Source organism: Vibrio jasicida 090810c, from assembly GCF_002887615.1.
GTDB lineage: Bacteria > Pseudomonadota > Gammaproteobacteria > Enterobacterales > Vibrionaceae > Vibrio > Vibrio jasicida.
On the sequence record NZ_CP025792.1, the window covers coordinates 333,128 to 360,022 of the forward strand.

Sequence of the window (26,895 nt, forward strand, 5' to 3'; positions counted from 1 at the left end):
TGATTCGTTACTACTGAATATCCAGTTCAAAGCCCTGTGGCGTCGACGCTGCGGTCACCGTCACTTGGCTAATCGGTTGTTGTGCGCTTAGACGCGCGATGCATTCTTCTGCCAACTTCGGCATCAAAGAGCGGTTAATGATTTGCTCAACCGCGCGACCACCTGTCGTAGGGTCGGTGTTTTTGCTGACAACCAAATCCACAAAACCTGCATCCCACGTAAAGCTCGCTTGATACTGTTCTGCCAGTTTTTTACGAATGCGGTTTAGCGCGATTTCGGTGATCTTCGCCAACTCATCATCGTTGAGTGGGTAATAAGGCACGATGCTAGTACGTCCTAAGAACGCTGGTTTGAAGTAGCGTTGTAGATCGGGACGAATCGCTTCAAGCAGTTCATCGTTGCTGATGCGTTCGGCGTTTTCATCACACACATCGCAAATCGCTTGGTCAGCGGCGTTAGAAGTCATGATGATTAAGGTGTTTTTGAAATCGACCGTGCGACCTTCACTGTCTTTGATGTGTCCTTTATCGAAGATTTGATAGAAGAGGTCATGAACGCCCGGATGCGCTTTTTCCATCTCATCCAAAAGCAAGACAGAGTAGGGATTGCGGCGAATCGCCTCGGTTAACACGCCACCTTCACCAAAGCCAACATAGCCGGCAGGCGAGCCAAGTAACATTGAGATTTTGTGTTCTTCTTTAAACTCGGTCATGTTGATAACCGTGAGATCGTTGCTGCCTCCGTAAAGTTGCTCCGCGAGCGCCATGGCGGTTTCCGTTTTACCGACACCGCTTGGACCGCACATCAAGAACACACCGATTGGCTTGCGATTATCTGTTAAGCCAGCGCGTGAGATTCTAATCGCTTTTGCCAGTTCTTGCTTCGCCATGTTTTGACCGATAACGCGTTTATCCAGCTCTGATTCCAGTGACAATAGGCGAGCGATTTCATCACTCATCATGTTGCCGACGGGAATGCCTGTCCAACCGGAAATGACTTGAGCAATGGTCGCGTCATCCACCATCGCATTAACTAATGGCTCTTCACCTTGAAGCTCGTGCAATTGGTCGAGAAGGGCATTCAACTGGCTTTGCTGAGTTTCGTCCGGCGTTTCACTCTCTGTGATGCTTTGTTGAAGCGCTTTAATCTCATCAACCAATGTAATCTCTTGCTCCCAACGTGTTTGGTAGTCCGCTAATTGAAATTGGTTGGTAGTGATTTCTTGCTTCAATTCGGCGATCTCTTCTGCGCCTGTGCCGAACAAATCAAATTCTTTCTCTAGAGCAGACTGTTCGTTTTGTTGATAACGAATGGTTTGCTCCAACGCTTCAATCACTTCTGGTTTTGCACCTTGAGTTAATGCAATACGCGCACTAGCCGTGTCGAGCAAGCTGATCGCTTTATCTGGCAATTGGCGAGAAGGTAAGTAGCGAATGGATAGGTTAACCGCCGCATCAATAGCGGATTCAGTGATAAACGCGCCGTGGTGCTTTTGCAATGAAGCCGCAATGCCACGTAGCATCTGTTTGGCATCTTCTGCATTTGGCTCCTCCACCGTGACGACTTGGAAACGGCGAGTCAAAGCAGGATCTTTCTCAAAGTACTTTTTGTATTCTGCCCATGTTGTTGCGGCAATGGTTTTGAACTCACCACGCGCAAGAGCCGGTTTCAATAGATTGGCAGCATCGTTTTGTCCTGCTGCACCGCCAGCGCCGATCAGCGTATGTGCTTCGTCAATAAATACAATGATTGGCACATCGCTGTTTTTCACTTCGTTGATGACGTCTTTCAGGCGATTTTCAAATTCACCTTTTACACTCGCGCCTGCTTGTAATAGCCCTAAATCAAGCGAATGGAGTTGAACGCCTTGCAGCGCACTTGGTACTTCATCTGCTGCGATTCTCAGCGCTAAGCCTTCAACAACAGCGGTTTTACCCACGCCCGGCTCACCAACAAAAATAGGGTTGTTCTGGCGTTTACGACAAAGAATGTCGATGGCTTTTCTTACTTCAGAATTACGCCCAGAAATCGGGTCGATATTGCCTTCAATCGCTTGTTGAGTCAGGTTGATGGTGTACTTGCTTAATGCATCGTTCGCGCTTGCTGTGTTTACTGCTGAACTTGCTTCACCCGCGCTTTGTTGCGTTGCTCGCTTAACCGGCGTTTTGTTGATTAAACCTTGCAGGGACTCGGTTGACACGTTTTGTAGTGATTCGAGATTGTTGCTCGATACGCCCATGACGTTCTGCTGCAACAGCGCTTGAACGAGATGCAGACTGATGATTTCACCATGTCCATAGTTAACGGAGGCAATCATCCAAGCGTCTTTTAGAAGTTCAGTCAGTGCATGGCTGAGCGTTGGTTGGCTGTCTTGTACTTTTGGTAAGCGCTCGATGCGATTTGCTAGTTCACTGGCAAGTTGATCTTGGTTGATCTTCTGACTTTCAATCAGAGTTTTTAAGTGCGCGTCTTGCTGATTCAATAGCGTGAGCAACCAATGTTCTGGCTCAATGGCAGCAACGCCTTGGTTCATAGCTGCACCCGCAGAAGCTTCCAATGCGCGTTTTAACTCTGGCGATAACTTGGCGACTAAATTTGTCAGCGTTACTTGTGTCATAACCTTATCCTTGTCTTTTGCGCGATAACCTTCTTTGTCGTCGCGATGTCTACCTAGCTATTTCAGAAGAATCCGAATCCGTTCTGTAGGTTTACGTTCTGGGGCGAGGCAATCCACTTCACCCAATTTCGCGGCTTGATCTGGTTGAGCAGACAGCCTTGGTTTTTCGAGATACGCACGCTTAACGTTGAGATAAATAGAAATCGGCGTGGCGTCTCGTAAATAATGTTGAATGAGCTGGCGCATGTGGCTCGCCAACTGAGTATCTCTATGAATCTGATGCAGCTCTTTGCGGTTGGCAGGTTGGATACTCACCACCAAATGCTGGTTGTAAGTCATGCACGTTTTGCCAATGAGGAAACCCTGTCCGATTCCGCTGTTATAGTCGTCTTTTTGTCCCAAACGGGTAAGAGAACTTGCTGGTAACTGACGACGTTCATGGCTCTTAGTCGACACATCGATTTGGTAAGGGAAGTAGTCGTTAAGGATCTGCTCTAACGTTTCTAAGTTACGATGCCCTTGAGCGAACAACAGTGAATACTGGAACAGCGCGCCGTGTTCGTGTTTCAGGTTCGCCAGTTGTTTGAGTAAATCGGTTTTTTCTTTTGCCAGCTCTTTTTGAACCAAGAGGTGAGGAGCGAGCTCTAGTTGCGCGGCAAGTTCAAAATGGCGTTGATTGAATACGTCTAAAAAGTCCTTCAGTGCGTGATCATCGTTATGCAGTGCAAACAACAATTCTTCATAGATGTAGTTTGGGATAACCCCTTGTGAGCCAGATAGCGCTTGCTGAGCAATACGAACTTTGGCGCTGTGGTCACTGAACGAAAAGTATTGAATATCGTCGGCATCACCATGGGGCATGGCTTCTGCTTTGAGCTCTAACTTCAGCTTGTGCCCAGACTGCTTTGCCATTTGCATCAGCAATCGCATTGCTTGAGCAAAGTCATACTCATGTGGGTTCGCTTTTAAATCGTTAATCAGTGACATCGACATCATCTATCTTCCACGCTACATCGAGCGCTGGCTCCCGTGGATTTTTGGATAACGCCTCGCAATGCCATCTTTGCCATAAAGACGAATTGTGAGCTGAATGTAGCGATCAAAACTACAGAACTGTTGGAAGAAGCGATTCAACACATCGGTGAAAGTCAGATAGTTGCCAGACGTATCGAGAGTGATTTCAATCTCTGTGCCCGGAGAGAAGACGTTCTTGCTTAGAATACGCATTGATGAAACTTGTGAGCGCACTTTTACTGACTGAATCATCTGAATTTCATCGCTTACTAACTGATTGCGGCTACACAATTGCAGCATTTGCTTAAGCTGCTGAGTCGGATCTTCAGAGTGTAAAAGTGACGAGAAGTTACTGTTCAGTAGCCCGATAAATTGCCAGTGCATATTGGCGTCAGATTCACGTTCTATCGGAGCCGACGGCGGGTAGAGCGAATGAAAATCACCGGGCAAATCGATCGGCTCTAAACATGTCATCTCACCGTTGATGGTGCATGCTTGTTTGCCATTAGTACAAAGAAGGCGAGTACCATAGAGTTTGTTGAATTCGAGCTCTTGGTTGGCGTTTAGGCTGATCGCCAATCGCAGTTCACCTGTGGAATCTTTTCGGCTTTGCCAGTAATCACAATGTGGGTCGCTTTGGTAACTGTCTTTAAACAGTGGCGTCAGCAGTTTTTGACCGCTCGACGTAATCTCAAACACATCCAAAATGTCGACTACTTGAATTTCATTATCGGTATGCGCATCGGCATTAACGGGAATGGTCAGGCTACGTTGGTCATAGCTGGTTGGTTCGCCCGTTTGTTCGAATAAGTTCGCCGCAGGCACGACATTGAGCTTAAACACTTGGTTATCGAAAAGACGGATAAACTCCATCGGCAAAGAGTGCATGAACAGGTTTAATACCACAGTGGAGCAATCATGTTGCTGACAGGCTTCACCAAAGCCTTTAAGACGGAAGAACTGACGTTTCTCTTTGAAGAAGAAAAACTCATTCATCAAATGGTAGCCAGAAAATTGATTGCCTTTTTGTGGCAGAAATTGAAACTGTTTATCGCTGATTCGGCTCTTTAGCTGATTGGCAGTCAAGACAGCGTGATTCTCGCCATTTATGTCGGAAATCGATATTGCACGCGCTTCACTGAGCAGCAGTTCAACCAAGGAATCCGCATTGTTCTCGAAACCTTGAACGAAGAAGTCGAGATCTTCTAACGCTAATTGACTGAAATGCACATCATCATCACCAGTTGACAGAGTGAGCTGAATAACGGCGGTAGTTTGTTCACTACCTTGTGGGCGATTGAAGTCAAAAGGTGCACTGCTTGCCTTGGTGTCAATCAGTGCAAATGGTGTAGTTTTGAGCTCGTCCGTTGTGGTGAACAAACATGTTTTGCCTTGCGATTCGGAAGAAAAGCGTGTGCCTTTGGGAAGCGTCGTGCTGTCTGTGGAAGGGGCGCCTGTGCTCATTTCTAGATACGCCACACTTGGCACAGTTTGAATGTAACTTGGGTAGAGTACGCCAAGTAATCCTTCGACAACTTCAGGGATTTGCTCAGATAGACGTTTTTCGACGTTGGCATTCAATAGTGCCACGCCATCCAATAAGCGAGCCAAACTTGGATCTTCGATTTGTCCCTGATGAATATTGAGGCGTTGTGCGTGTTCTGGATGTTCAGAACCAAATTGACCGAGGGCTCGGCGAACAAAAGTCAGCTCTTGTTCGTAATAACGCAGTAGAGGATCACTCATACAAATCCTCCTTCATATCGGTGGTCATGTCGCTTAATGAAATCTTGGAATCAAAAATCAGCTCTTTTTCGCCCTGTGCCGTTTTGGCTTTAGCGACAATATTGAACGCGATGGTGTTTTCTCCCGCTTTGCGCTCAACAAGTTCAACCATGACTTGGCTTAGGCGTGGCTCGAAATGTCGAATGTAGTTTTCTAGTTTGAGGGCTAATTGCTGGTGGTCGAGACTGGCACTCAACAGGTGCACATCCTCGATGCCAAAACGGTAGTTAGAGCGCTGCACTTCAGTTAATCGATCATCAATGCTCATCAGCGACGCCTCCGAATCGAACAGACGAGTCAGGTGATATTTGATGTCCTCGATATCATCTCGACGAGTGGTAGGGGCAGTTTGCACAAAGGTACGCCAAAAACTCATTATGCCACCTCATCCAATTCTGTTGTCAGCACCACTTCGCCACTGAAATGGTCGTATTGATACTGCGGGACGATACGCAAGGTACAGACGAAATTGCCCGGATGATGATCGGAGTCGCATACGCTGATCTTTGCAAAACTCAATGGGTATTTTGATAAGGTTTCTTCGTTGGCGTACGCGACGTTACTAGAGAACTTCTCTATCCATTGAGAGAGAAACAATTCACACTCAGCGGCTGTTTTGAAGCTGCCAATCATCTCTCGCACTTGTACTTTGAGATAATGTGCAATACGGCAAGACATCAACGAGGTTTGGATTTGAGTGAGGACTTTCTCGTTATCAGACTCGCTGTTGTGCCAAATCGAATTGTTACCATGGAAGTAAAACTTGTCGCTCAAAGGACTCTTAGTAAGAGGGATAAAACCGCTGCGACTGTAGAAGGTCGACAGTTGCCCAAACAAAGTCACTTTGGTTTGTGGTTGAATCAGAAAATGACTATCGCTTTGGCTTTGATTAACCACGGCACCTTGGTTGTTGTCGTTCCAGCGAGATTTCAAGAAGCCAAACCAACTCACACGTTGATGTTCTCGCATAATGGTAGATACAAACGCAAAGCCCGCATTGCCCCAAAGCCCGTTTTGCTTCTCGCTGTAGATGAATCCCACTTTGGCGTTTTGATAGTGTGTACGCATACACATTTCTGGCATCACTAAACCGACAAAACGCGCAGAGGACTTACTGCGTAAAGACTGCCACGATTGGTAATCAGGACTAGCAAGGATCTTCTCGATTCGGTTGATATCAGACAGCCAGTCTGCGCCGGATTCGACAAAGAAATCGCGATTAGGAGCAAATAGCATTTGGCATAACGTCGCTTCACCCAAGCGGCTCAATAGCTCGACGGTGAACAAATCATCGTAGTCAGATTCGAAATCCATATCTGCTGCTACTGGCTGTGTGAACAACAAGCAGCCGAATGGATGTCCGCCCAAGGTGTTTAACTCTTGGTTGCCGATCTTGTTGTATAACTCAGACGTTTTGGTGCTGTAGGCTTGATTGACGTCGGAAGACACTTCTTCCCAACTCATATTGAGCAGCTTGAGTTGAGTACGCTGGTAATTAACGGGCAGTGTGGCTAAGCCTTGAAGGCCTAGCCAATTGGTTTGTAGCGCCTCAAATTCTGGATGATGTAGTAATGTATCCATCTGTTTCGAGAGCTTATTGTCAATCTCTGCAATTAAGCGTGAAACATGTGTGATAAGCGCATCGGAACTGTCTAGCGCGGAGCGAGACACTTGAGACAGTAAAGAGAGCGCCTCTTGTAAAAAGTCGCTGTCTTTATCGTCTAGCTGTGTAAATTGGGTCTGCCAACCTGAGTGATAAATCTTACTCATACTATCCTTGTGACCTAAATCGAATTGGCTTGGTCGAAGCATCCTACTTCGACCAAGCTTTATCGTGCTTAACCTGGGATCTTCGCTACCATGCGAACCGACGTAGTCAGCTCTTCAAGTTGTAGCCAAGGTCTTAGGTGAGCAACGGCTGAATACGCGCCCGGCTTACCCGGTTGTTCAACCACTTCAATGCGAGACTCCGCCAATGGCGTTTTCGCTCGTTGATCGTTACCAATTGCACCTGCGTTGGTGTATTGATCGATCCACAGTTGAAGTTCACGTTGAATGTCTGGCGCTTCTAGGTTTGAACCTAGCTTGTCGCGGCCCATGACTTTCAAGTAGTGAGCGATGCGACCACTTGCCATGATGTAAGGAAGACGCGCTGAAATTGCTGCGTTTGCTGTTGCATCTGGATCTGTGTAGGTCTTCGGTTGCTGCGTTGTTTGACCGCCAATGAATACGCCGTAGTTTGAGTTCTTATAGTGAACCAGTGGCAAGAAGCCTAGGTCACTTAACTCTTTCTCGCGTTCGTCGGTTAGGTTCACTTCTGTTGGACATTGCTGAACCAAGTCGCCAGCTTCGGTCTTGTACGTTAGGTTTGGTAGGTTTTCCACTTTACCACCGTTATCCAGACCGCGAATCGCTGTACACCAACCGTACGCAGTGAACGCTTGCGTCATTTTCAGACCTAACTCGTAAGCGGCATTAGACCAAACCAACTCATCATTGCTTGATGGATTCGGGTTGCCATCTTGGTCAGTGTTCAATTCTTCGTAGCTAAACAGCTTGGTGCCAAGACCTTTCTCACCGTAAGGAAGGCGAGCCAGTGTGCGAGGTAGTGTTAGAGTTACGTAGCGCGCGTCGTCACTTTCACGGAACGAGTTCCATGCAGCGTAAGCCGGAGAATCAAAACCAGCCGCGACAGGTTTGCCTTCTTCGAAGGTAGTGAAGTCATTGAACTCAAACATTTCTGCGTTTGCTGCGGCAACGAACGGAGCGTGACACGCAGCGGCTACTTCACCCATGTAGCGTAGTAGGGCGACGTCTTCATCTTTTGCGCTGAACTCGTAGTCACCGATGAAGGTGCCGTATGGTTCACCACCTGCTGTGCCGTATTCGCCTTGGTATACCGCGTTAAACAGTGGGCTACGGTCGATGGCTGGTGCATCTTCAAATTGATCAAGTAGCTCGTCTTTGGTGTAGTCGACCATTTTGATTTTCAGTGAGCGTCCTAAGTCGCTCTCTTTAACCAGTTTTTGCAGACCACGCCATGAACCTTCTAGCTTTTGGAAGTCATTTTCTTGCATGACTTTCGATAGCTGTTTAGAAAGCTTTTTGTCGATCTCTACGATGGCGTTTTCAATCGTTTTGGTGACGTTCTTGTCCCATGTTACCGTGCCGCTTAGCGCTTGCTCTGCCAGCACTGAGAACAGTTCTTTTGTTGTGTCCGCTGGCGTTTGTGTGGTCGCTTCGATTGCACGATCCAGAAAGCTCAACGAGGCTTCAGCCGCTTCTGCTTGTGGTTGGTTTTCAACTTCCGTCGTCATTATTCTGCTCCTTCTTTCTGGATGCCTAGCTCATCGGAAAGGGCGTTGATGGTGTCTGCGCTTTGCAGAACTTCCTTGAGTAGCTTCTCTAGATCACGAGAACGGTCCGCTTTTGAAAGCAGTACTTTGAGTTGGTTACGAGTCTCAACAAGCTTCTTGAGCGGTTCAACTTGCTTAACGATGGCTTCAGGCTCGAAATCTTTCATTGATGAGAATTTCAGACTCGCTTCGATTTGGCTGTCGTCATCAACCAAAACGTTGTCCACTTTGAGTGATAACTCAGGGCCAACGCGTTTCATGACAGTATCGAAGTTGTCTTTATCGACGTTATAGAAGGTGCGATCTTCCACGTCTTCTTTGTCTTGCTTGTGACCCGAATAATCACCGACGACTCCCACCACAAAAGGGAGTTCTTTGGTTTCTACTGCGCCATTCGTCTCGACATCGTAAGTAATACTTACACGGTTTTTGCTAACTCGCTTGTGTTGGGAGTTCAGTGCCATAATGGTATCTCCTTATTCCATTAAGAAGCTGTCGAAGTAACTTTCGCTGTCGTTGCGTCAAAGCCCACTTCAGGACCTTTCTCGATTTTGCCGCCTTCGCCTTCGATGTAGTACGCTTTCGAAATCTCGGTGTATGTCAGGCTGAATGATTCATTTGGCAGGTGACCATCCGACGCGCCCATGTTGTAGCTCGACATACGTGCTGCGCTTAGTGTCAGGATTAGGTATGGATCCGCACCAGAACCTTCACGGTTTGGCTTAGTCATCACGATCTCGATAGTTTTACCTTCACCACCTGGTGCGTAAAGGAAAGTCGTTAAGTATGGCGTTGCACCATCACAGCCACGAGTGATGTTCACTTCACCTAGCGCGACCATGCCTTGGTCTGCGTTGTTCGCATTACCGACGTCGATGCCAACGCCACGAACGGCACTCCAGTTCACTGTATCAATAGCAAAAAATCCATCCTTGCCACCGATCTTATCCACCGTTGCAGCACCTTTTGGTGTAGTGCCATCAATTCTCATGTAAATAGAAGCCATTTGGTTCTCCTTTGCTCATTAGCATTTTTTGCTTCACCACTCGAAATCGGTAATACCGCTCGACGATTGAGTAGTTTTTACTTCTGGTTGGTTGGTTGTATTAGGAGTGTCGCTTTGCTCTGACGTTGTAGGTTCAATTGACGTTGCACTTTGAGACTCCTCATTAGAGGCAGTTTGAACCTCAGTCGCTGGTGGTACGGTCGGAACCGACTCTGGCACTGATTGTGGTTCAGGAATTGTCTTCAGAATGGTTTGTTCTAAGTTGTCCATTCCGGTGAGTTGATTGATATGACTCAGAACTTGGCTGTTGCCGCCTGTCATTTCTTGGAGTAGTTCTGGCAAGCTTAGATAACCCCATCGAATCGCGCGCTCTAACAAGAACGGAACAGGGCTGTGTGGCTCGGTTTGTTTGAAGTAATCGGCGAGCTTTCTAAGTTCATGAAAAGCATGGTCGCGATTTTGGAGCTGGCCAGCGATATTCATCGTAGTTGGTGCCGCTGGCTGGTGTGTTTCATTTGAAGGAGTCGGCTCTAGCAACGGCGTCGTCGTAATTTGTTCTGCTTCTGGCTCTGATGAGGTTGGTGCTACTTCTGCATTTTCAGTTGCCTGATAGGTTGTTTCAGGAGAGCTTGATACGACGGGGGAGCCTGGGCTTCTTCGGCAATCAATCTAAATTGATCATCTAGCGGCCATTTAGAAAACTTGTCTTCAGTGAGATAACGGATCGCGTTAATCAGTTCCGCGATGTTTTCTTTGATGAATTTAAAACTTACATGGGTTGCATTAACGGGTTGGCACTGTTGAGCGATGGCTTGTTCTATAGCATCAAGATTTTGATAGGTTTGCGCCAAATCTATTAAGGTGTCTTGCGTGTCAGCGTTGAATAGGTTTTGCGCTTTAGTTTTGATTTCGCTAAGCGAGCCGTTGCGCTCTGCGCGTAGATAATCGCCAAAGGTGACATCGTCAATCAGGCTAATCAACTGTAAAGGCATATACAGGGCAGTGGTATCGTGAGTTTCGCCGACAAGTTGTAGCAGAGGTTTCATCCGGAACTCGGCCCGTTCTCTAGCGATGCCAGACTCTTCTGCGCTTTTTAATTTGTCTTCAGGAAGGAACGGATTGAGCGAATCCCAAAACTGCTCCACGGTGCTTAGAAGCACTTGCGTTGCGTCGGCAAGATTTCGATAGGGAGCGTCGGTGAACAACTGACTGGTGATATACCAACCGAGCAGCTCCAAGTCTTTGCTCGACTGGGTGAGGGCGTGGTATGTCGCGGTACGCAACTGTGCCCAGTTGTCATCATTGCTTTCAAGCAGTGCTTGATCACTGGATGCATCAGGAGTTTCAACCAATTGGCGAAACGATGATTGCGCGGCATTGTAACTGTTTCTAAGTGCTCGATAGGCACTTCTATCAAGCTTCAGATAGACACCACTTGGCGAGCCATCTGTGATCGGAGCCAAAAGACTATCAATATTAACCATATTCAATCCATGAATTGTTATTTTATTAAGCCAGAAGTAAATCCGTTACTCTGGTTTCATAGTTTGTAAACTTCAGTCTAGTGAGAGTTTTCTGAAATAGCCGATAAAAATTAACTATTTAATAAAAACTAAGAGGTTGATCCAAAAAATTGGTCGGAGGAATGTATCTATCAATATAATGCCCTGATTTATAAAGAGGTTTTATCCCCCTATAAGGACTGTGGGCATACCGGCGACAATACTGCCACCATGTGAAGTCGTGTCTCCCATTCGGGCTGCAGGCTTATTGCTTAATAGCACGGTCGTGCTTCCCATCGCGATAGAATCCGGGGTTCCAACGCAAACACAAACATCACTCACTGTGGCAGCAGGTAAGCTACCGATCAGTACGGTTGGAGCTCCAGGACCGGTGACCGGACCACCCACATGAGGAATTGGTGGAGTTGCTGGTGTCTGCATCGGGCATACATGCATGTCAGTGATACGAGCAGCAGGTAATGTCATCGTACTTCTCCTTGTACTGCAGTTTGTGATTGGCTATCTGAAGTGCCTTGACCGCCCGCAGCAATATTCAGAGCCATCGCGATTGCGGCTTGATAGTAAGGTTTAGTTTTGTCCCATTCAGGAAGGGCGGCTGCGTGATTGATCGCTCCCGCAGTCGCTTTCGCGTACAAAAATGGATCAGGCATAACGGGTGGAATATCTGGTGCAACGATGCTGCCAGAACCATTCCAAAATACCGCTTGAGCAAGCCAAGATGGCCCACAATTCAGTTCCAATCGATGAGAAAGATGTTCGGCTTTGCGGCGCAATTCTTCGGAGGGTGACCGCACCCAAGCCATGCAAGTTTCGACACTTTGTTTTTGAAGGGGTGACCATTCCTCATTGCGTTGATTTAAACACAACGCTCCCCACCAGATTGCCTCCCGGACGGGTAGAGCGTGCGTCAAAAACTGAACGAGATCGTTGTAGAGCTCTTTGTCTGTAAGTGATTGAATTGCATCGTTGATGCTGGTTTCTTCGTTGAGTAGCGCTTTAGCCTCGTCACTGGCTTTGAATCTCGGTAGTATTTGCTCTGCCGTTTGGTATGGAATCTTCTTATATTTCATTAGTTAACCTTTACAATTGCGCCTTTCACTTCACCCATTACGCCGCCATCGAATGTCGCTTTGAGGCCTGATTTAAACTCCGCACTCAAAGAGCCTTCAGCAGAGAGCGTGGTGTCCGCTTTGATGGAAATACTCAGGCCAGAAATGCTATTTGAACTGGTTGCTTCAAGCGCCGTTGTGGTGCCTGAAACCTTGTTGGCTGAAGTGGCTTTGCTGGTGACGTTGGTCCCTTCCAAATTCAGCGCGCTGCTGGCTTTGACGTCGATATTGGTTGCTTCAATGGCAATGGATGATGAGGACAGGGTTATTTTGCTTGAGCCAACTTTGAGCTCGATAGAATCGTCAGCTTCAATCGAAATCGACTTGGCTTTTTCGCTTAATGCTTTGGTTACGCTCAGCGAGTAGTTGTCTTCTGTCGACACTGATACCGCTTTGGTGACTGTTTGGCTCAATTCACCCTTGATGGTTTCGGTTTGGTTGTTTTCAACTTCTTGTGTCAGGTCTTTGGCTGCGTGAAGGTAAAGTAATTCATTGTCTTTTTTGTCATCGAAGTAGAGCTCATTGCTTTCACCGGAAAGCTGGGTTTTGATGCCAGACTTTGTTGTATTGGCTTCGGCATAAGGCGGGGCATTTTTGCTGTTGTAGACGCTGCCCGTGATGATAGGTCTATCTGGATCGCCATCGATGAAAGAGACCAGTACTTCTTGTCCGGCACGCGGCACAAATTGAGCACCGTAACCACTTCCCGCAAGCATCTGTGCAACACGAACATAGCAACTGGTTTTGTCACCGCTTGCGTCTGTATCCCATTGGAACTGAATACGCACACGACCTTGTTCGTCCTGATTAATATCACCCGCGGTTGAGCCTGCAACGACTGCGCTCTGTAAACCCTGAACCACTTGTTTTGAGCGAGGTTGAGGGTAGTGAGGGGTATCTTTTGGGATCACTTTCAGTCTGGTGCTGCTCTGTGCACTTTCAGTGTATTCCACTTCCATACTGATGACCGAAAAGTCGCCAAGTTGATCTTTGTCTAGATGGCTTGAGAGCGAGAAGTAAGTACCGAGCTCGAAGAGATCATGTTTTGCGCTGGCAATGACACTTTGGTAATCCTGCTCGACATACTCGATTCGACGTTTGGCAAGATTGCTTGAGAGATCCGTCATGTCACCACTGATACCCAAAGTCGGGTAACGCGTGTTGGCGAGTTTAGTGTTGTTGGCAATGGTATTGCTGGAGGTTTTACTGCCGCTGGTGATGAGTTTCGTCTGCGAATAATCGTAGCTTGATAGCTCAACACTCGCGCCATGAAAGGCGACGGTAGGGCACCAATCTTCAAGCAAAGGAAGTGAGCCTGTCGGCGCTTCCTTCATATCAAATTTCGCTGTGCTGGCTTTATCAAATGGGGTTTGAGCATCTTGCAAAATCATGGTGTGTGAACCACTCGCATGCTCAAAATAATAATGAACGCCTTCTTCAGCGAGCAGGCGAGAAACGAAGTCAAAATCCGATTCATTATATTGCAAACAATATTCACGCTTGGTCGAAGGCATGCTGGATATTTTATAGTTACCTTTGAAACCTGCGTTATCGAAAATATCACTGACAATTTCTTGTGTGGATTGATTTTGATAAACCCGGAAAGAATGTGTGTGTTTTAATAACCAAAACCACGGTTTGAGCGTTATTTCGTATTGGTGATTTTGCAAATTAGAATCCATTCCTAAATGTTGGATCAATGTCACAACTCCATTGTAGGAACGATTGAGTGTATTGCTGCCAGATTCGTTGAAATAACGGTTTATTGTAAGGAACTGACCTAGTTGATCTTGCATGTCAAAGCCACTGGATACCAGCATTGCTTTGATTTCAAAGGGCTCTGATAAGGCTTGCTTTATTGTTGCATTACTTATGATATGTTCTTGATTACTTGAGTCTTTTGCAGACATCAAACTAGCCGAACTGCTGTATTTATCAGCCATTGCATATCCTTATGCTTGAACTTTTCAATAATAAAAATTTGAAATATAAATACTATTATTAATCAAATTACTCAAAAAATAGCAGTATTAGATCTTATTCGCTATTCGATTTATTAAAAGAAAAGGAGTTCTTTATGGCGAGTCAAAATGCAAAAAAGATGGCGAAAGAATTTTTGCAAAATGTAGAAAAGGACAGTAAGTCATATCACAAAAGTTGGGCGAGAAAATTCGGTAATAAATACCAATCTGCCAAGAACTGGGTAAAACGTGACAAGAAAATGGTCGCGATGGATATTGCGCAAAAAGGGGTAAGGACTGGTATCGGGATGATTCCATTTCCCGGCTCGAAAGAGGGGGCAGCCCTGTTGGAAGTCGCAGGTGGTGCAGCGTTAAAAGCAGCATCTCGTAAAGCGTGGGAAGAGGGCTCAAAGAAAGGCGTTAAATCTCTTCTTAACAAAAAAATTGAATCTGCTCGCAAGCAGCTTAAAACCAACTCGGTAGGAAAAGTCGATCACGAGTTCCTGGCGCTTTCTGCGCGTAAGCGTGATGAACACATTCATGCGATTCGTAAGTTAGTGAAGTACGAGGTGAAGTTGTTACCAAAGCGTTCTGATGAGCTCAGTTTGCGTTTATTCAAGCTTAAAGAGGCGATCAATGAATCCCGTGTGAAACTCAATAAAACCACCATGTCTTCCACATCGGCTATCGATAACATGCAAGCTTGGACGGAGTTCTTTTCTGCCATCAAAGAGGTGGAGCACTACCAAGCGAAATTGCGTGAAAGCCTGATTCAAGTGCAAGAAATCACCAAGGATGTGGAGTGGTTCTTGGCGGCTTCTGAAGCAACGACGGATCAGATGAATGCGCAAAACTTACCGCAACTGGAAGAGGCGTTTGACCAGATCCGCCGTAGTTACGGCAACATCAATTCGCTGAAACAACTGCAAGATATGATGCTAGAGAGAAACCTCGTTGAATCCGGTTTGTTGGATGAAAAAGACTTAACCTACAAGCTGGTCAACTAAGCAAATATGACCGTTCGTTAGCAAATTAAACACAAATAGGGAGCTGATGTGCTCCCTAATTCTTTTTACTTGCTGAATTTATTGAATTTTTATTGTCGACAATTTCAGCTTGTTCTTATCGAACTGAATGTTTTTCCACTCATAAATCACTCAGTAACACTATACCTTAGTCTAAATTGTCGACAATTTGCTTGATTGTCGACAATCTGATCGTCTATTTTATATTCAAGTTAACAAATTGTTGACACTTTGGTTTCTAAATACGAGTGCCTTGAATATGAATACAGAATTGAAAACTCGTCATAAAGTGATTGTCTCTGAAAAAGAGCACACTAAATCTGAATCGCTGACCGAATCGTTAGTGGAAGCGATTGTGAGTGGTGAAATTGAACCGGGCAGTAAAATCTCAGAGCCTGAATTAGCCAAGAAATATCAAGTGAGTAGAGGTCCTTTACGTGAAGCCATGATGCGCCTTGAAGGACTTGGTTTGATTGAGCGCATTCCGCATGTTGGTGCTCGCGTTATCACTTTCTCTCCAGAAAAACTCATCGAATTGTATTCAGTCCGCGAAGCATTAGAGGGTATGGCTGCCAGACTTGCGGCTCGCTATATCACTCAAGAAGAATTACTCAGTTTGGAAATGCTATTGTCGACACATTCCAAACATATAGACGAAGTTGAAGGATCGTCTTACTTCCACCAGCATGGTGACTTCGACTTCCACTATCGAATCATTCAAGCGAGCCGAAACAGCAAGCTTATCTCTCTGCTTTGCGACGAGTTGTATCACTTGTTGCGCATGTATCGTTACCAATCACCACGAGCGCAATCTCGTCCTAACGAAGCACTCAACGAACACAAATTCATTCTGCAAGCGATTCGCAACCGTGATGAAGAACTGGCAGAAATGCTGATGAGAAGGCACATCTCAGGCAGCCGAAAACTAATCGAATTACAGATTCTACATTCTGAAAGTAAAGATAGAGAACAAGACTAGAAGGAAATTGTCATGAGCTTATCTCCGGGGGCGAAGTTCAGACTCGCCATTGAGCAAAACAACCCGCTGCAGATCGTCGGCACCATTAACCCATACTGCGCCATGATGGCGAAAAACTTGGGTCACCAAGCTATCTATTTGTCGGGTGGCGGCATCGCTAACGCGTCTTACGGCTTGCCAGATCTTGGCATTACGACATTGAACGACGTTTTGGTGGACGTAGACCGCATCACCAACGCGTGTGATTTGCCGTTATTGGTTGATATCGATACCGGTTTTGGTGGAGCTTTTAACATCGCACGCACTATCAAAGCGATGGAAAAAGCCGGTGCGGCGGCAGTGCACATGGAAGACCAAGTGGCGCAGAAGCGTTGTGGTCATCGCCCAAACAAAGCGATTGTTAGCCAACAAGAAATGGTTGATCGAGTGAAAGCGGCGGTGGATGCGCGTAATGACGAGAACTTTGTCATTATGGCTCGCACTGATGCACTAGCAGTAGAAGGCATGGACAGTGCAATTGAACGTGCGATTGCATGTGTGGAAGCGGGCGCAGACATGATCTTCCCAGAGGCAATGAATCAGCTAGACCAATATCAACAGTTCTCGGCAGCGCTCGGAGACGCGACAGGGAAGCACGTTCCAATTCTTGCCAACATTACTGAATTTGGACAAACGCCGTTATACGGCTGTGAAGAGTTAGCCCAATCCAAAGTGGATATGGTTTTGTACCCATTGAGCGCATTCCGTGCAATGAACAAAGCGGCTGAGATGGTTTACAAACACTTACTAGAAGTTGGTAACCAAGAAGCGTTGCTTGATTCAATGCAGACACGAAAAGAGCTGTATGAGCACCTTAATTACCACGACTACGAGAATAAGTTAGACAAGCTGTTTTCGGAGGGTAAATAAGGTCAACAAAGAAACAAACGGAAGCCCAAGAAAAGAATCTCTAATCCAATAACGTGAAAATTGTCTGATTCAAAAGAGCCCACTAAGAGAGCCAAATCAGACAGAAAAGGAGTTCAACAATGCCTCATTCTGTAGAAAAGAAAGCTGAGATAGGTGGCGCAGGTCTACGCGGTCAAAGCGCTGGAAGCACAGCTTTATGCACTGTCGGTAAAACGGGGACGGGTCTAACGTATCGTGGTTACGATATTACGGACTTGGCAAATCATGCTCAATTTGAAGAAGTCGCGCATTTGCTGTTACGCGGTCACTTACCTAATCAACAAGAGCTAGACGCCTACAAGACACATCTATTGAGCTTGCGTGGCTTACCAGCGGAGCTTAAGCAAGCGTTAGAGCTGATCCCTTCTGATGCTCACCCGATGGACGTTATGCGCACAGGTTGCTCTATGCTGGGTAACTTAGAGCAAGAAATGGACTTTGAGCAACAGCTCCATGCTACTGAGCGAATGCTGGCGCTTTTCCCTGCCATCATTTGTTACTGGTATCGCTTCAGCCACGATGGCGTACGAATCAAAACGCACGATAACAGCGAAGACTGCATAGGCGGCTACTTCCTAAAACTCCTTACTGATAAAGCACCAAGCGAAACGCACAAAAAGGTGATGCACTGTTCTTTGATTCTTTATGCAGAGCATGAGTTTAATGCCTCAACATTTGCGGCGCGCGTGTGTGCTTCTACGCTTTCTGATCTTCATTCTTGTATCACAGCTGCTATCGGCACGCTACGTGGTCCACTTCATGGCGGTGCAAACGAAGCGGCGATGGAGATGATTCAAGATTGGCAAACGCCAGATGAAGCAGAAGCCAACATTCTTCAGATGTTAAAGAACAAAGACAAAATCATGGGCTTTGGGCATGCGATTTATCGCGAAAGTGATCCTCGTAATGCACTGATCAAGCGTTGGTCAGAAGCGTTATCGAAAGAGGTGGGTGACACACATCTTTACGCGGTCTCTGAGCGTGTGGAATCCGTCATGAAGCGCGAGAAAGGTCTGTTCTGTAATGCCGACTTCTTCCATGCTTCGGCTTACCACTTCATGGATATTCCAACCAAATTGTTTACGCCAATCTTTGTGATGAGCCGACTGACAGGCTGGGCGGCGCACGTGTATGAACAACGCGCGAACAACCGAATCATTCGCCCAAGTGCGGATTATACCGGACCGGATCATCAAAACTGGGTGCCAATCGAACAACGCTAGCGCGTGACGCCTCTTTGTGAGCTTCGTCTTTCATGGCATTCACAAGGGGCGTCTCTTTCACCGCGAATCCATTTCAAAAACAGTATCGCGGTGCGTTCAGGCACAAGATGTACACTAAAGCGGAAGCAAGCCCATGAGTATCACCACAAATATAAATACTCAATATCGTAAGCCGCTCCCGGGAACCCAACTCGATTATTTTGATACCCGAGAAGCAGTTAACGATATTTCTCCTGGAGCCTATGAAAAGCTCCCATACACCTCACGCGTTTTAGCCGAGCAGTTGGTTCGTCGCTGCGATCCAAGCACGCTCACTGATAGCCTAAAACAGTTAATAGAACGCAAGCGTGATCTTGATTTTCCTTGGTATCCGGCCCGCGTGGTTTGTCATGACATTCTTGGACAAACCGCATTGGTCGACCTTGCTGGTCTGCGTGATGCGATTGCCGAACAAGGCGGTGATCCAGCGAAAGTAAACCCAGTGGTTGAAACGCAATTGATCGTTGACCATTCACTTGCTGTTGAACACGCAGGCTTTGACCCTGAGGCGTTTGAGAAAAACCGCGCGATAGAAGAGCGCAGAAACGAAGACCGATTCCATTTTATTGAGTGGTGTAAAACGGCGTTTGAGAACGTCAGTGTTATTCCTGCGGGTAACGGCATCATGCACCAAATCAACTTGGAGAAGATGTCTCCGGTTGTGCAAGCCAAGCAAGGCATTGCTTACCCAGATACCTGTGTCGGCACAGACAGTCACACACCTCACGTTGATTCTCTTGGCGTTATTGCGATTGGTGTCGGCGGATTAGAGGCGGAGACGGTTATGCTTGGTCGCCCGTCGATGATGCGTCTGCCAGACATTGTTGGTGTGAAGCTGACTGGTAAGCGTCAACCGGGTATTACCGCTACCGATATCGTACTAGCGATTACTGAGTTTTTGCGAAATGAACGCGTGGTTTCATCCTATCTCGAATTCTTTGGCGAAGGGGCTCGAGATCTAACCATTGGTGACCGCGCGACCATCTCAAACATGACGCCAGAATACGGCGCAACCGCTGGGATGTTCTACATTGATGAGCAGACCATTAATTACCTCAAACTGACAGGGCGCGATGATCAACAGGTCGACTTGGTAGAGAAGTACGCCAAGCAAACTGGTCTATGGGCAGATGATTTAGACACGGCGGTTTACGAGCGCGTACTTGAGTTTGATTTATCCCAAGTCGGCCGCAATTTGGCAGGTCCATCTAATCCTCATCGTCGTTTACCTACCGCAGAGCTTGCTGAACGTGGTGTTTCTGGCGAGTGGCAAGAGAAGAAAGGCGAACTTCCAGATGGCGCTGTGATCATCGCGGCGATTACTTCTTGTACCAATACCAGTAATCCAAGAAACGTTGTGGCAGCAGGTCTGGTCGCTAAGAAAGCGAATGAGCTTGGCTTGGTGCGCAAACCTTGGGTGAAGTCTTCATTTGCTCCGGGTTCTAAAGTTGCTCGACTCTACCTTGAAGAATCTGGCTTACTCCCTGAATTGGAGAAACTTGGTTTTGGTATCGTCGCTTATGCGTGTACAACCTGTAACGGTATGAGTGGCGCACTTGACCCGAAAATCCAACAAGAAATCATCGACCGAGATCTGTATTCAACGGCGGTACTTTCTGGGAACCGCAACTTTGATGGTCGAATTCATCCATACGCAAAACAAGCATTTTTAGCATCGCCACCTTTGGTCGTTGCTTACGCGTTAGCTGGTACGATTCGTTTTGATATCGAACGTGATTCTTTAGGTACAGACAAAGACGGTAAGCCGGTTTATCTCAACGACTTGTGGCCAACGGATGAAGAAATTGATGCTGTGGTGGGTGAGTACGTTAAGCCAGATCAGTTTAATCAAGTCTACATTCAAATGTTCAAACTGAATGATGAGGCTCGTAACCCGAATCCGCTCTATGATTGGCGTCCGATGAGTACGTATATCCGAAGACCTCCCTACTGGCAAAAAGAGGGGGAGGGAGCACTGGCTGGTGAGCGAACTCTGTCTTCAATGCGTCCTCTTGCCGTTTTAGGCGACAACATTACAACCGACCATTTGTCGCCATCGAACGCAATTTTGGCAAGCAGCGCCGCAGGCGAATACCTCGCGAAGATGGGCGTGCCAGAAGAAGACTTTAACTCATACGCGACTCACCGAGGCGATCACTTAACCGCGCAGCGCGCTACTTTCGCTAACCCAAAACTTTTTAACGAAATGGTCAAGGAAAATGGCGAAGTCGTGCAAGGATCGCTGGCGAGAGTTGAACCTGAAGGCAAAGTGACGCGCATGTGGGAAGCGATTGAGACTTACATGAATCGTAAGCAGCCACTTATCGTGGTCGCAGGTGCGGATTATGGTCAAGGTTCGTCGCGAGATTGGGCGGCGAAAGGCGTTCGCTTGGCGGGTGTAGAAGCCATTGTAGCTGAAGGGTTTGAGCGTATTCACCGTACCAACTTAGTTGGGATGGGCGTACTTCCTCTGCAATTTAAAGATGGTGTGAACCGAAAGACACTCGAATTAGATGGCACTGAACTTTATGACGTTATAGGCGATATCACTCCTGGTGCTGATTTGGCGTTGGTGATTACCCGTGCTAATGGCAAAAAGGTTGATGTGCCGGTGACTTGTCGACTCGATACCGAAGATGAAGTTCACGTGTACAAAGCGGGCGGTGTGTTACAGCGCTTTGCTCAAGATTTCCTCTCGCAATAGATAGCGCAATAACGGAGCAAGATATGGATAGCAAGATGCAAAGCCAAATCAAAGTCCCGGCGACTTACATGCGCGGCGGTACGAGCAAAGGAGTGTTCTTCAACCTTGAAGACTTGCCACAGCCAGCGCAAGTCGCAGGTGAGGCAAGAGACAAACTGCTACTTCGTGTGATTGGCAGCCCAGATCCGTACGCAAAACAAATTGATGGCATGGGCGGCGCGACTTCCAGCACCAGTAAAACTGTGATTGTGTCGCGCAGTGAGCGAGCTAATCACGACGTTGATTACCTGTTCGGGCAAGTATCGATAGATAAGCCGTTTGTCGATTGGAGTGGTAACTGTGGCAACCTTTCTGCTGCAGTCGGACCTTTCGCCATTCATGCAAGGTTGATCGACGAAGATCGTATTCCTCAAAACGGCATCGTTACCGTTCGTGTATGGCAGGTAAATATTGGCAAAACCATATTGATTCATGTGCCAATCGTAAATGGTTTCGTTCAAGAAACAGGGGAGTTTGAGCTTGATGGTGTGACGTTCCCTGCGGCAGAAATCCAAGTTGATTTTGTCGACCCTGCTGATGGCGAAGGAAGCATGTTTCCAACCGGCAATCTAGTAGACGATTTAGTCGTGCCAGATGTAGGGACCTTCAATGCCACCTTCATCAACGCAGGCATACCGACAATCTTCGTAGACGCAGAAGCGCTGGGTTACCAAGGCACTGAGCTTCAAGATGACATCAATAACGATGAATTTGCGCTCTCGAGGTTTGAGTCCATTCGTGCTCATGGCGCGCTAAAAATGGGGCTGATTGATTCGCTCGAAGAGGCTCAAACACGTCAACATACGCCTAAGATTGCGTTTGTTTCCCAGCCTAAATCCTATTTATCGTCGAGTGGTAAAGCCGTAGAGGCAGGTGAGGTCGATATTCTCGTCCGAGCTTTATCTATGGGCAAACTTCACCACGCCATGATGGGAACCGCAGCGGTTGCCATTGCTTCCGCTGCATGCGTTCCCGGTACTGTGGTTAATTTGGCCGCTGGCGGCGGCGAGAGAGAATCTGTGACGTTTGGGCATCCATCAGGAACGCTTAAGGTGGGGGCAAAAGCCAAACAAACAGAACAAGGTTGGGTGGTTGAGAAAGTCATTATGAGCCGCAGCGCGAGAATACTGATGGAGGGCTGTGTGCGTGTTCCCTCCAATGTCTTTGAATAACACAATTGCATGGTAGTGATACTTAAGAGAAGCAATGTCAGGACATACTGGAGGAAGCAATATGTCTGCATATCAAAAAGAATACCTTTGGGCACAAAATGAACCGGAAAACTTTTGGCGTGCTCAAGCTGAAAACATCGATTGGTTTGAAGCGCCAAATACCATCTTGCAAGCTGACGAACATGGGATTGAACGTTGGTTTCCTGATGGCGTATTGAACACATCATGGCTCGCCTTGGATTATCATTGCGAGCAAGGAAGGGGGGATAAAACCGCACTGATTTATGATTCGCCAGTGACGGGTCAAAAACAAACTTACAGCTATCAAGCTCTGCGCGACCAAGTGGCAAAAATCGCGGGCATGCTTTCTAATCAAGGCGTAACCAAAGGCGATCGTGTGGTCGTCTACATGCCGATGATCCCAGAAGCGGCGATGGCGATGCTGGCTTGTGCTCGATTGGGTGCGATTCACTCGGTGGTGTTTGGCGGTTTTGCCCCGAATGAGCTTGCCGTTCGAATTGAAGATGCGGAACCCAAAGTCATCATGACGGCGTCTTGTGGCATCGAAATTAACAAGGTGATCCCGTACAAACCCATGGTTGATAAAGCCATTATGGACAGCCGTTGGAAGCCTGAGAAAGTCTTTGTTCTTCAACGCCCGCAGTGCGAAGCCGAACTTAACCTTGAACGTGATTTAGATTGGCAGCAAGAATACGCGCAAGCTTTGCCTCATGCGTGTGTCCCTGTGCTAGCGACAGATCCTCTTTATATTCTGTATACCTCTGGCACAACAGGGAAACCAAAAGGCGTGGTGCGTGACAATGGTGGTCATGCCGTGGCGATGAAATATTCGATGACGTCGATTTATAACATTCCTCAAGATGGTGTGTTCTGGGCTGCATCGGATGTAGGATGGGTCGTTGGTCACTCTTATATTGTGTACGCACCGTTGATTCATGGCTGTACAACTATTCTATTTGAAGGCAAACCAGTGAGAACACCGGATCCGGGTGCATTCTGGCGTGTTTGTGATGAATACAAAGTGGATGTGCTTTTTTCCGCGCCAACCGCTTTTCGTGCAATTAAGAAAGAAGACCCAGAAGGCGAGTTCATTAAGCAATACGACTTGTCCAACCTCGACTCAATATTTATGGCAGGCGAACGCCTTGACCCACCAACGCTAGAATGGGTTGAAAGCAAAGCAAATAAGCCGGTCATTGACCACTGGTGGCAAACGGAGACCGGATGGGCTATCGCGGGCAATCCGACCGGTATCGAGATGATGCCGGTAAAAGCAGGCTCTGCTACCAAGCCGATACCTGGATATCAGGTCGAAATTCTCAACGAAATGGGCATGCCAGTAGGTGCAAACCAACAAGGTTTTGTGGCTTTGAAGCGCCCATTACCACCAAGCTGTTTACCGACTGTCTGGCGCAACCATGACCGCTTTGAAACTGGTTATCTAAGTCAATTTCCGGGTTACTACGTATCGGGAGATGGCGGTTACCTAGATGAAGATGGTTATCTGTTTATTATGGGTCGTATTGACGACGTAATTAACGTTGCTGGTCACCGTCTGTCTACTGGCGAGATGGAAGAAATCGTTGGTGGTCACCCAGCGATTGCGGAATGTGCGGTAGTCGGTATCCACGATGAGTTAAAAGGACAGCTACCACTTGGGTTCGTGGTTCTTAAAGATGGCGTGAAGATTGATGATCTAACGCTAGAAGGTGAGTTGGTGGGTAAAGTACGCAACGAGATTGGCGCTGTGGCTTGCTTTAAACATGCGCTGGTTGTTGACCGTTTACCAAAGACTCGCTCAGGTAAAATTTTGCGAAGAACCATTCGTCAAATAGCCGATGGCGAGCAATACGTGGTGCCATCAACCATTGATGATCCATCCAGTCTTGGCGAAATCGAACGAGTGCTTAAACGTGACTAGTTAAGTACGATCTTAATTAAGTGGCCCTTAGGTTACCTAGGAGCAAGCGCAAACACCGGAGCCTCTTGCTTTGTCGGCAAGAGGCTTTTGCATTCCTGCTTGCCTAAACTCGTGTTTAAACACACACTATATGGATTCTTGTTTTTGGCTTCTTTTCCTATGTCTACTTTTGTAATCAAACCAGCGCTTTTTGACGATCTTGAACAACTTAATGATTTGATGTTCGAGCTGCATGATGAGCACCATATCCAATCCCCAGAGCTGTTTAAAACCGCAGAAGAAATCGAACAAGAAAAGAGTATTGCTCGCTATCTCGATAATCCTGAATGTTTGGTGTATGTCGCTAGAGTAGAGGATGAGATCATCGGCTTTGTGTCCGGGCATTTCTGCGAGCTTATTTCTACGGTTAGTAAGCCTGTGATGATGGGAAGCGTTGATGAGCTATACGTTTTACCCGAGTATCGCAAGCAAGGTACCGCGAAGGCTTTGATTGAAAAAATTGAAGCGACGTTCGTCGACTATGGCGTAAAACAAATGTTCGTTGAGGTGTGGGATTTCAATCAAACCGCAATTTCTCTTTATGAAAACCAAGGGTTTGATCATCATATTCATTGGTTAAGAAAGTCGTTATCTGAACGTTAATTAATGCGTAGCTAAGACGGTAACTTAGTGACTTATGTAATCTGACGGTGCAAAAGTTGAGTCTACTAGTCAGTATTTGCTATTAGTTGCGTCGCAATGTGCGGCGACTCACTCTCATCCAAATTGGTGATGTTGTTTTTGTTTGCTTGTTTTGTAAGTGGCACATGAATAGTGCCTCATAAAACAAGAGGAAAATAACATTGAACCTATCAAAAACCTTACTTGCAACGGCGTTATTGCCAATGTTGGCAAGTGCAGATCAAGTCACGCAGACACAAAACAATGAAATTCAGCCGGATATCGTGGGTGGTATCACGGCAAACCCCAATGACTGGAAATTTTACACGCAGATAGTCAGCCGCAATGGTAATCGTTCTTTTTGCGGAGCGAGTTATATTGGGGATGGTTTCGTACTTACTGCTGCCCATTGTGTGGACGGTGACACACCAAATCAGATAGCGGTAAAAATTGGTGGTGTGATTTATAACGGTACCGATGGTGTACGCTCCAACGTTAGCCAGATCTATGTTCACCCTTCTTATAATGCTTCTACGCTTTCTAACGACATCGCATTGCTTAAGCTCAGTTCAATTCCCTCTGGTGTTGCGAAAGTGGATATAGCCGCAGGCAGTGTCTCGCAATATGCAGGTGTCGGTGATTGGTTAACCGTCGCTGGCCTAGGCCGAACTTCGGAGGGGGGCAGTTCACCAACCGCGCTGCAAGAAGTGGATGTTCCTCTGGTCTCTGATGCGACTTGTCGACAAGCTGGCGGCAATTACACCACAGTTGGCTCCGTATCATTCTGTGCGGGTGTTCCGCAAGGTGGCATTGATTCTTGTCAGGGAGACAGCGGCGGTCCCATCGTCATTAAGAACAACGGTCTCGTCACTCAGCTAGGTATCGTCAGTTGGGGTATAGGTTGTGCCCGACCGGGTAAGTACGGCGTGTATAGCGACATTGCGGTGTTACGCAGTTTTGTTGATGGCGTAGTAGGTACGACAACGCCTCCGACAGATAATGTTTCTGTTGGTTACACGGCAAATCAGACTTTGAGTTCTTTTAAAGTGGGCGAGCTGAAGCAACACAGTTTCAGTATTCAAAATATCGGTAATGTTGCGTTTACTGTCGAAAGTGTGGGATTGCAAAGTTCTGGAGTCACGAAATCTGCGATGATCACCAGAGACCAATGTGCACTATCGACCCTTAGTGCAGGAAGTTCATGTGTTGTTGACGTTGAGTTTGGAGCATCTCAAACTGGGAATGCGAGCGTTACGCTGAACTTTGGTATTGATAAAGCCAGTACTACATACCAAGCTGTGGCAACAGCTTCCGCGACCAGTGGAACGACACCCCCGTCAGGCAGTTGTGACAATGAGTGGCAAGTGAGTGGTGTATACAACACGGGTGAAACCGTTACTTGGGCTGGTCAATTATGGCAAGCGCAATGGTGGACTCAAGGCGATAACCCATCAGAATCTGGCCCATGGGGAGTATGGCAGCCAATTGGCAGTTCAGATTGTTCTGGGACTAATCCTCCGGTAGAGCCTCCAACAGAGCCTACACCACCAACGCCGCCAACTTCGGGTGATGCTTACCAAGCGGGTACGAATTATTCTGCAGGGGATGTGGTGACGAATAATGGTGCAAGTTATCAATGTAAGCCTTGGCCAAACAGTTTGTGGTGTGGCTCAACTCCAAGTGCATATGAGCCGGGCGTGGGCTCAGCTTGGACAGATGCATGGTTAAAGCTGTAAAAGTATAAATGAATCATAAAGAGAGTTTATTTGTTGTCGACAATAAGCTCTCTTTCT

Annotated in this window: 20 protein-coding genes and 1 pseudogene; 9 read left to right on the forward strand and 12 right to left on the reverse strand. The window is 47.0% G+C overall.

The window, feature by feature from the left end:
* Positions 1-10: 10 nt before the first annotated feature.
* The 12 genes and pseudogenes from tssH to C1S73_RS01850 all read right to left on the reverse strand — a co-directional run bounded on the left by tssH (position 11) and on the right by C1S73_RS01850 (position 14,353).
* Positions 11-2,617, reverse strand: coding sequence for a type VI secretion system ATPase TssH (gene tssH, locus C1S73_RS01795; RefSeq protein ID WP_038867565.1), 2,607 nt, complete (start codon positions 2,615-2,617; stop codon positions 11-13).
* A gap of 57 nt (positions 2,618-2,674) precedes the next feature.
* Positions 2,675-3,613 (reverse strand): type VI secretion system baseplate subunit TssG, encoded by a 939-nt coding sequence (locus C1S73_RS01800; protein ID WP_173399955.1) that lies wholly within the window; start codon positions 3,611-3,613, stop codon positions 2,675-2,677.
* Between the two features lie 12 nt (positions 3,614-3,625).
* On the reverse strand, positions 3,626-5,377 hold the full coding sequence (tssF, locus tag C1S73_RS01805) for a type VI secretion system baseplate subunit TssF (protein WP_038867567.1): 1,752 nt from the start codon (positions 5,375-5,377) through the stop codon (positions 3,626-3,628).
* Positions 5,370-5,792 (reverse strand): type VI secretion system baseplate subunit TssE, encoded by a 423-nt coding sequence (gene tssE, locus C1S73_RS01810; protein ID WP_005451929.1) that lies wholly within the window; start codon positions 5,790-5,792, stop codon positions 5,370-5,372. Before tssE ends, tssF begins: the two co-directional genes overlap by 8 nt.
* Positions 5,792-7,186, reverse strand: coding sequence for a type VI secretion system contractile sheath domain-containing protein (locus tag C1S73_RS01815; protein ID WP_038867569.1), 1,395 nt, complete (start codon positions 7,184-7,186; stop codon positions 5,792-5,794). The genes tssE and C1S73_RS01815 overlap by 1 nt, the downstream gene beginning before the upstream one ends.
* 68 nt (positions 7,187-7,254) lie before the next feature.
* Positions 7,255-8,733 carry a type VI secretion system contractile sheath large subunit gene (gene tssC, locus C1S73_RS01820; RefSeq protein WP_005451931.1) on the reverse strand — a complete coding sequence of 493 codons (1,479 nt, stop codon included), beginning with the start codon at positions 8,731-8,733 and terminating at the stop codon, positions 7,255-7,257.
* A complete protein-coding gene (gene tssB / locus C1S73_RS01825) occupies positions 8,733-9,236 on the reverse strand; it encodes a type VI secretion system contractile sheath small subunit (protein ID WP_038867571.1) in 504 nt (167 codons plus the stop codon). The genes tssC and tssB overlap by 1 nt, the downstream gene beginning before the upstream one ends.
* Positions 9,237-9,256: 20 nt before the next feature.
* Positions 9,257-9,778 carry an Hcp family type VI secretion system effector gene (locus C1S73_RS01830; RefSeq protein ID WP_005443647.1) on the reverse strand — a complete coding sequence of 174 codons (522 nt, stop codon included), beginning with the start codon at positions 9,776-9,778 and terminating at the stop codon, positions 9,257-9,259.
* A 33-nt stretch (positions 9,779-9,811) separates the two neighbouring features.
* A pseudogene (locus tag C1S73_RS01835) lies at positions 9,812-11,262 on the reverse strand (type VI secretion system protein TssA).
* Between the two features lie 201 nt (positions 11,263-11,463).
* On the reverse strand, positions 11,464-11,766 hold the full coding sequence (locus C1S73_RS01840) for a PAAR domain-containing protein (protein WP_005426629.1): 303 nt from the start codon (positions 11,764-11,766) through the stop codon (positions 11,464-11,466).
* On the reverse strand, positions 11,763-12,371 hold the full coding sequence (locus C1S73_RS01845; protein ID WP_038867575.1) for a DUF6931 family protein: 609 nt from the start codon (positions 12,369-12,371) through the stop codon (positions 11,763-11,765). The genes C1S73_RS01840 and C1S73_RS01845 overlap by 4 nt, the downstream gene beginning before the upstream one ends.
* Positions 12,371-14,353, reverse strand: a complete 1,983-nt coding sequence (locus C1S73_RS01850; RefSeq protein ID WP_038867577.1) for a type VI secretion system Vgr family protein — start codon at positions 14,351-14,353, stop codon at positions 12,371-12,373. Before C1S73_RS01850 ends, C1S73_RS01845 begins: the two co-directional genes overlap by 1 nt.
* Positions 14,354-14,487: 134 nt before the next feature.
* Between C1S73_RS01850 and C1S73_RS01855 the strand changes: the two genes are divergently transcribed.
* The 9 genes from C1S73_RS01855 (at position 14,488) to C1S73_RS01895 (ending at position 26,838) form a co-directional block, all read left to right on the forward strand.
* Entirely contained in the window at positions 14,488-15,378 is an 891-nt protein-coding gene (locus C1S73_RS01855) for a hypothetical protein (RefSeq protein WP_005426534.1), read from the forward strand.
* A 277-nt stretch (positions 15,379-15,655) separates the two neighbouring features.
* Positions 15,656-16,375, forward strand: coding sequence for a GntR family transcriptional regulator (locus C1S73_RS01860; protein WP_009696948.1), 720 nt, complete (start codon positions 15,656-15,658; stop codon positions 16,373-16,375).
* A gap of 12 nt (positions 16,376-16,387) precedes the next feature.
* Positions 16,388-17,284: a methylisocitrate lyase gene (gene prpB, locus C1S73_RS01865; RefSeq protein ID WP_038867580.1), complete on the forward strand. Its 897-nt coding sequence runs from the start codon at positions 16,388-16,390 to the stop codon at positions 17,282-17,284.
* A 119-nt stretch (positions 17,285-17,403) separates the two neighbouring features.
* Positions 17,404-18,546 carry a bifunctional 2-methylcitrate synthase/citrate synthase gene (gene prpC / locus C1S73_RS01870; protein ID WP_038867582.1) on the forward strand — a complete coding sequence of 381 codons (1,143 nt, stop codon included), beginning with the start codon at positions 17,404-17,406 and terminating at the stop codon, positions 18,544-18,546.
* 133 nt (positions 18,547-18,679) lie between these two features.
* Positions 18,680-21,289, forward strand: coding sequence for a Fe/S-dependent 2-methylisocitrate dehydratase AcnD (gene acnD / locus C1S73_RS01875; RefSeq protein WP_038867584.1), 2,610 nt, complete (start codon positions 18,680-18,682; stop codon positions 21,287-21,289).
* 23 nt (positions 21,290-21,312) lie between these two features.
* Positions 21,313-22,500: a 2-methylaconitate cis-trans isomerase PrpF gene (gene prpF, locus C1S73_RS01880; RefSeq protein ID WP_038867586.1), complete on the forward strand. Its 1,188-nt coding sequence runs from the start codon at positions 21,313-21,315 to the stop codon at positions 22,498-22,500.
* Between the two features lie 61 nt (positions 22,501-22,561).
* On the forward strand, positions 22,562-24,442 hold the full coding sequence (locus C1S73_RS01885) for a propionyl-CoA synthetase (protein WP_038867589.1): 1,881 nt from the start codon (positions 22,562-22,564) through the stop codon (positions 24,440-24,442).
* A 159-nt stretch (positions 24,443-24,601) separates the two neighbouring features.
* Positions 24,602-25,084, forward strand: coding sequence for a GNAT family N-acetyltransferase (locus C1S73_RS01890; RefSeq protein ID WP_038867591.1), 483 nt, complete (start codon positions 24,602-24,604; stop codon positions 25,082-25,084).
* Between the two features lie 200 nt (positions 25,085-25,284).
* A complete protein-coding gene (locus C1S73_RS01895) occupies positions 25,285-26,838 on the forward strand; it encodes a trypsin-like serine protease (protein ID WP_038867594.1) in 1,554 nt (517 codons plus the stop codon).
* Positions 26,839-26,895 lie beyond the last annotated feature (57 nt).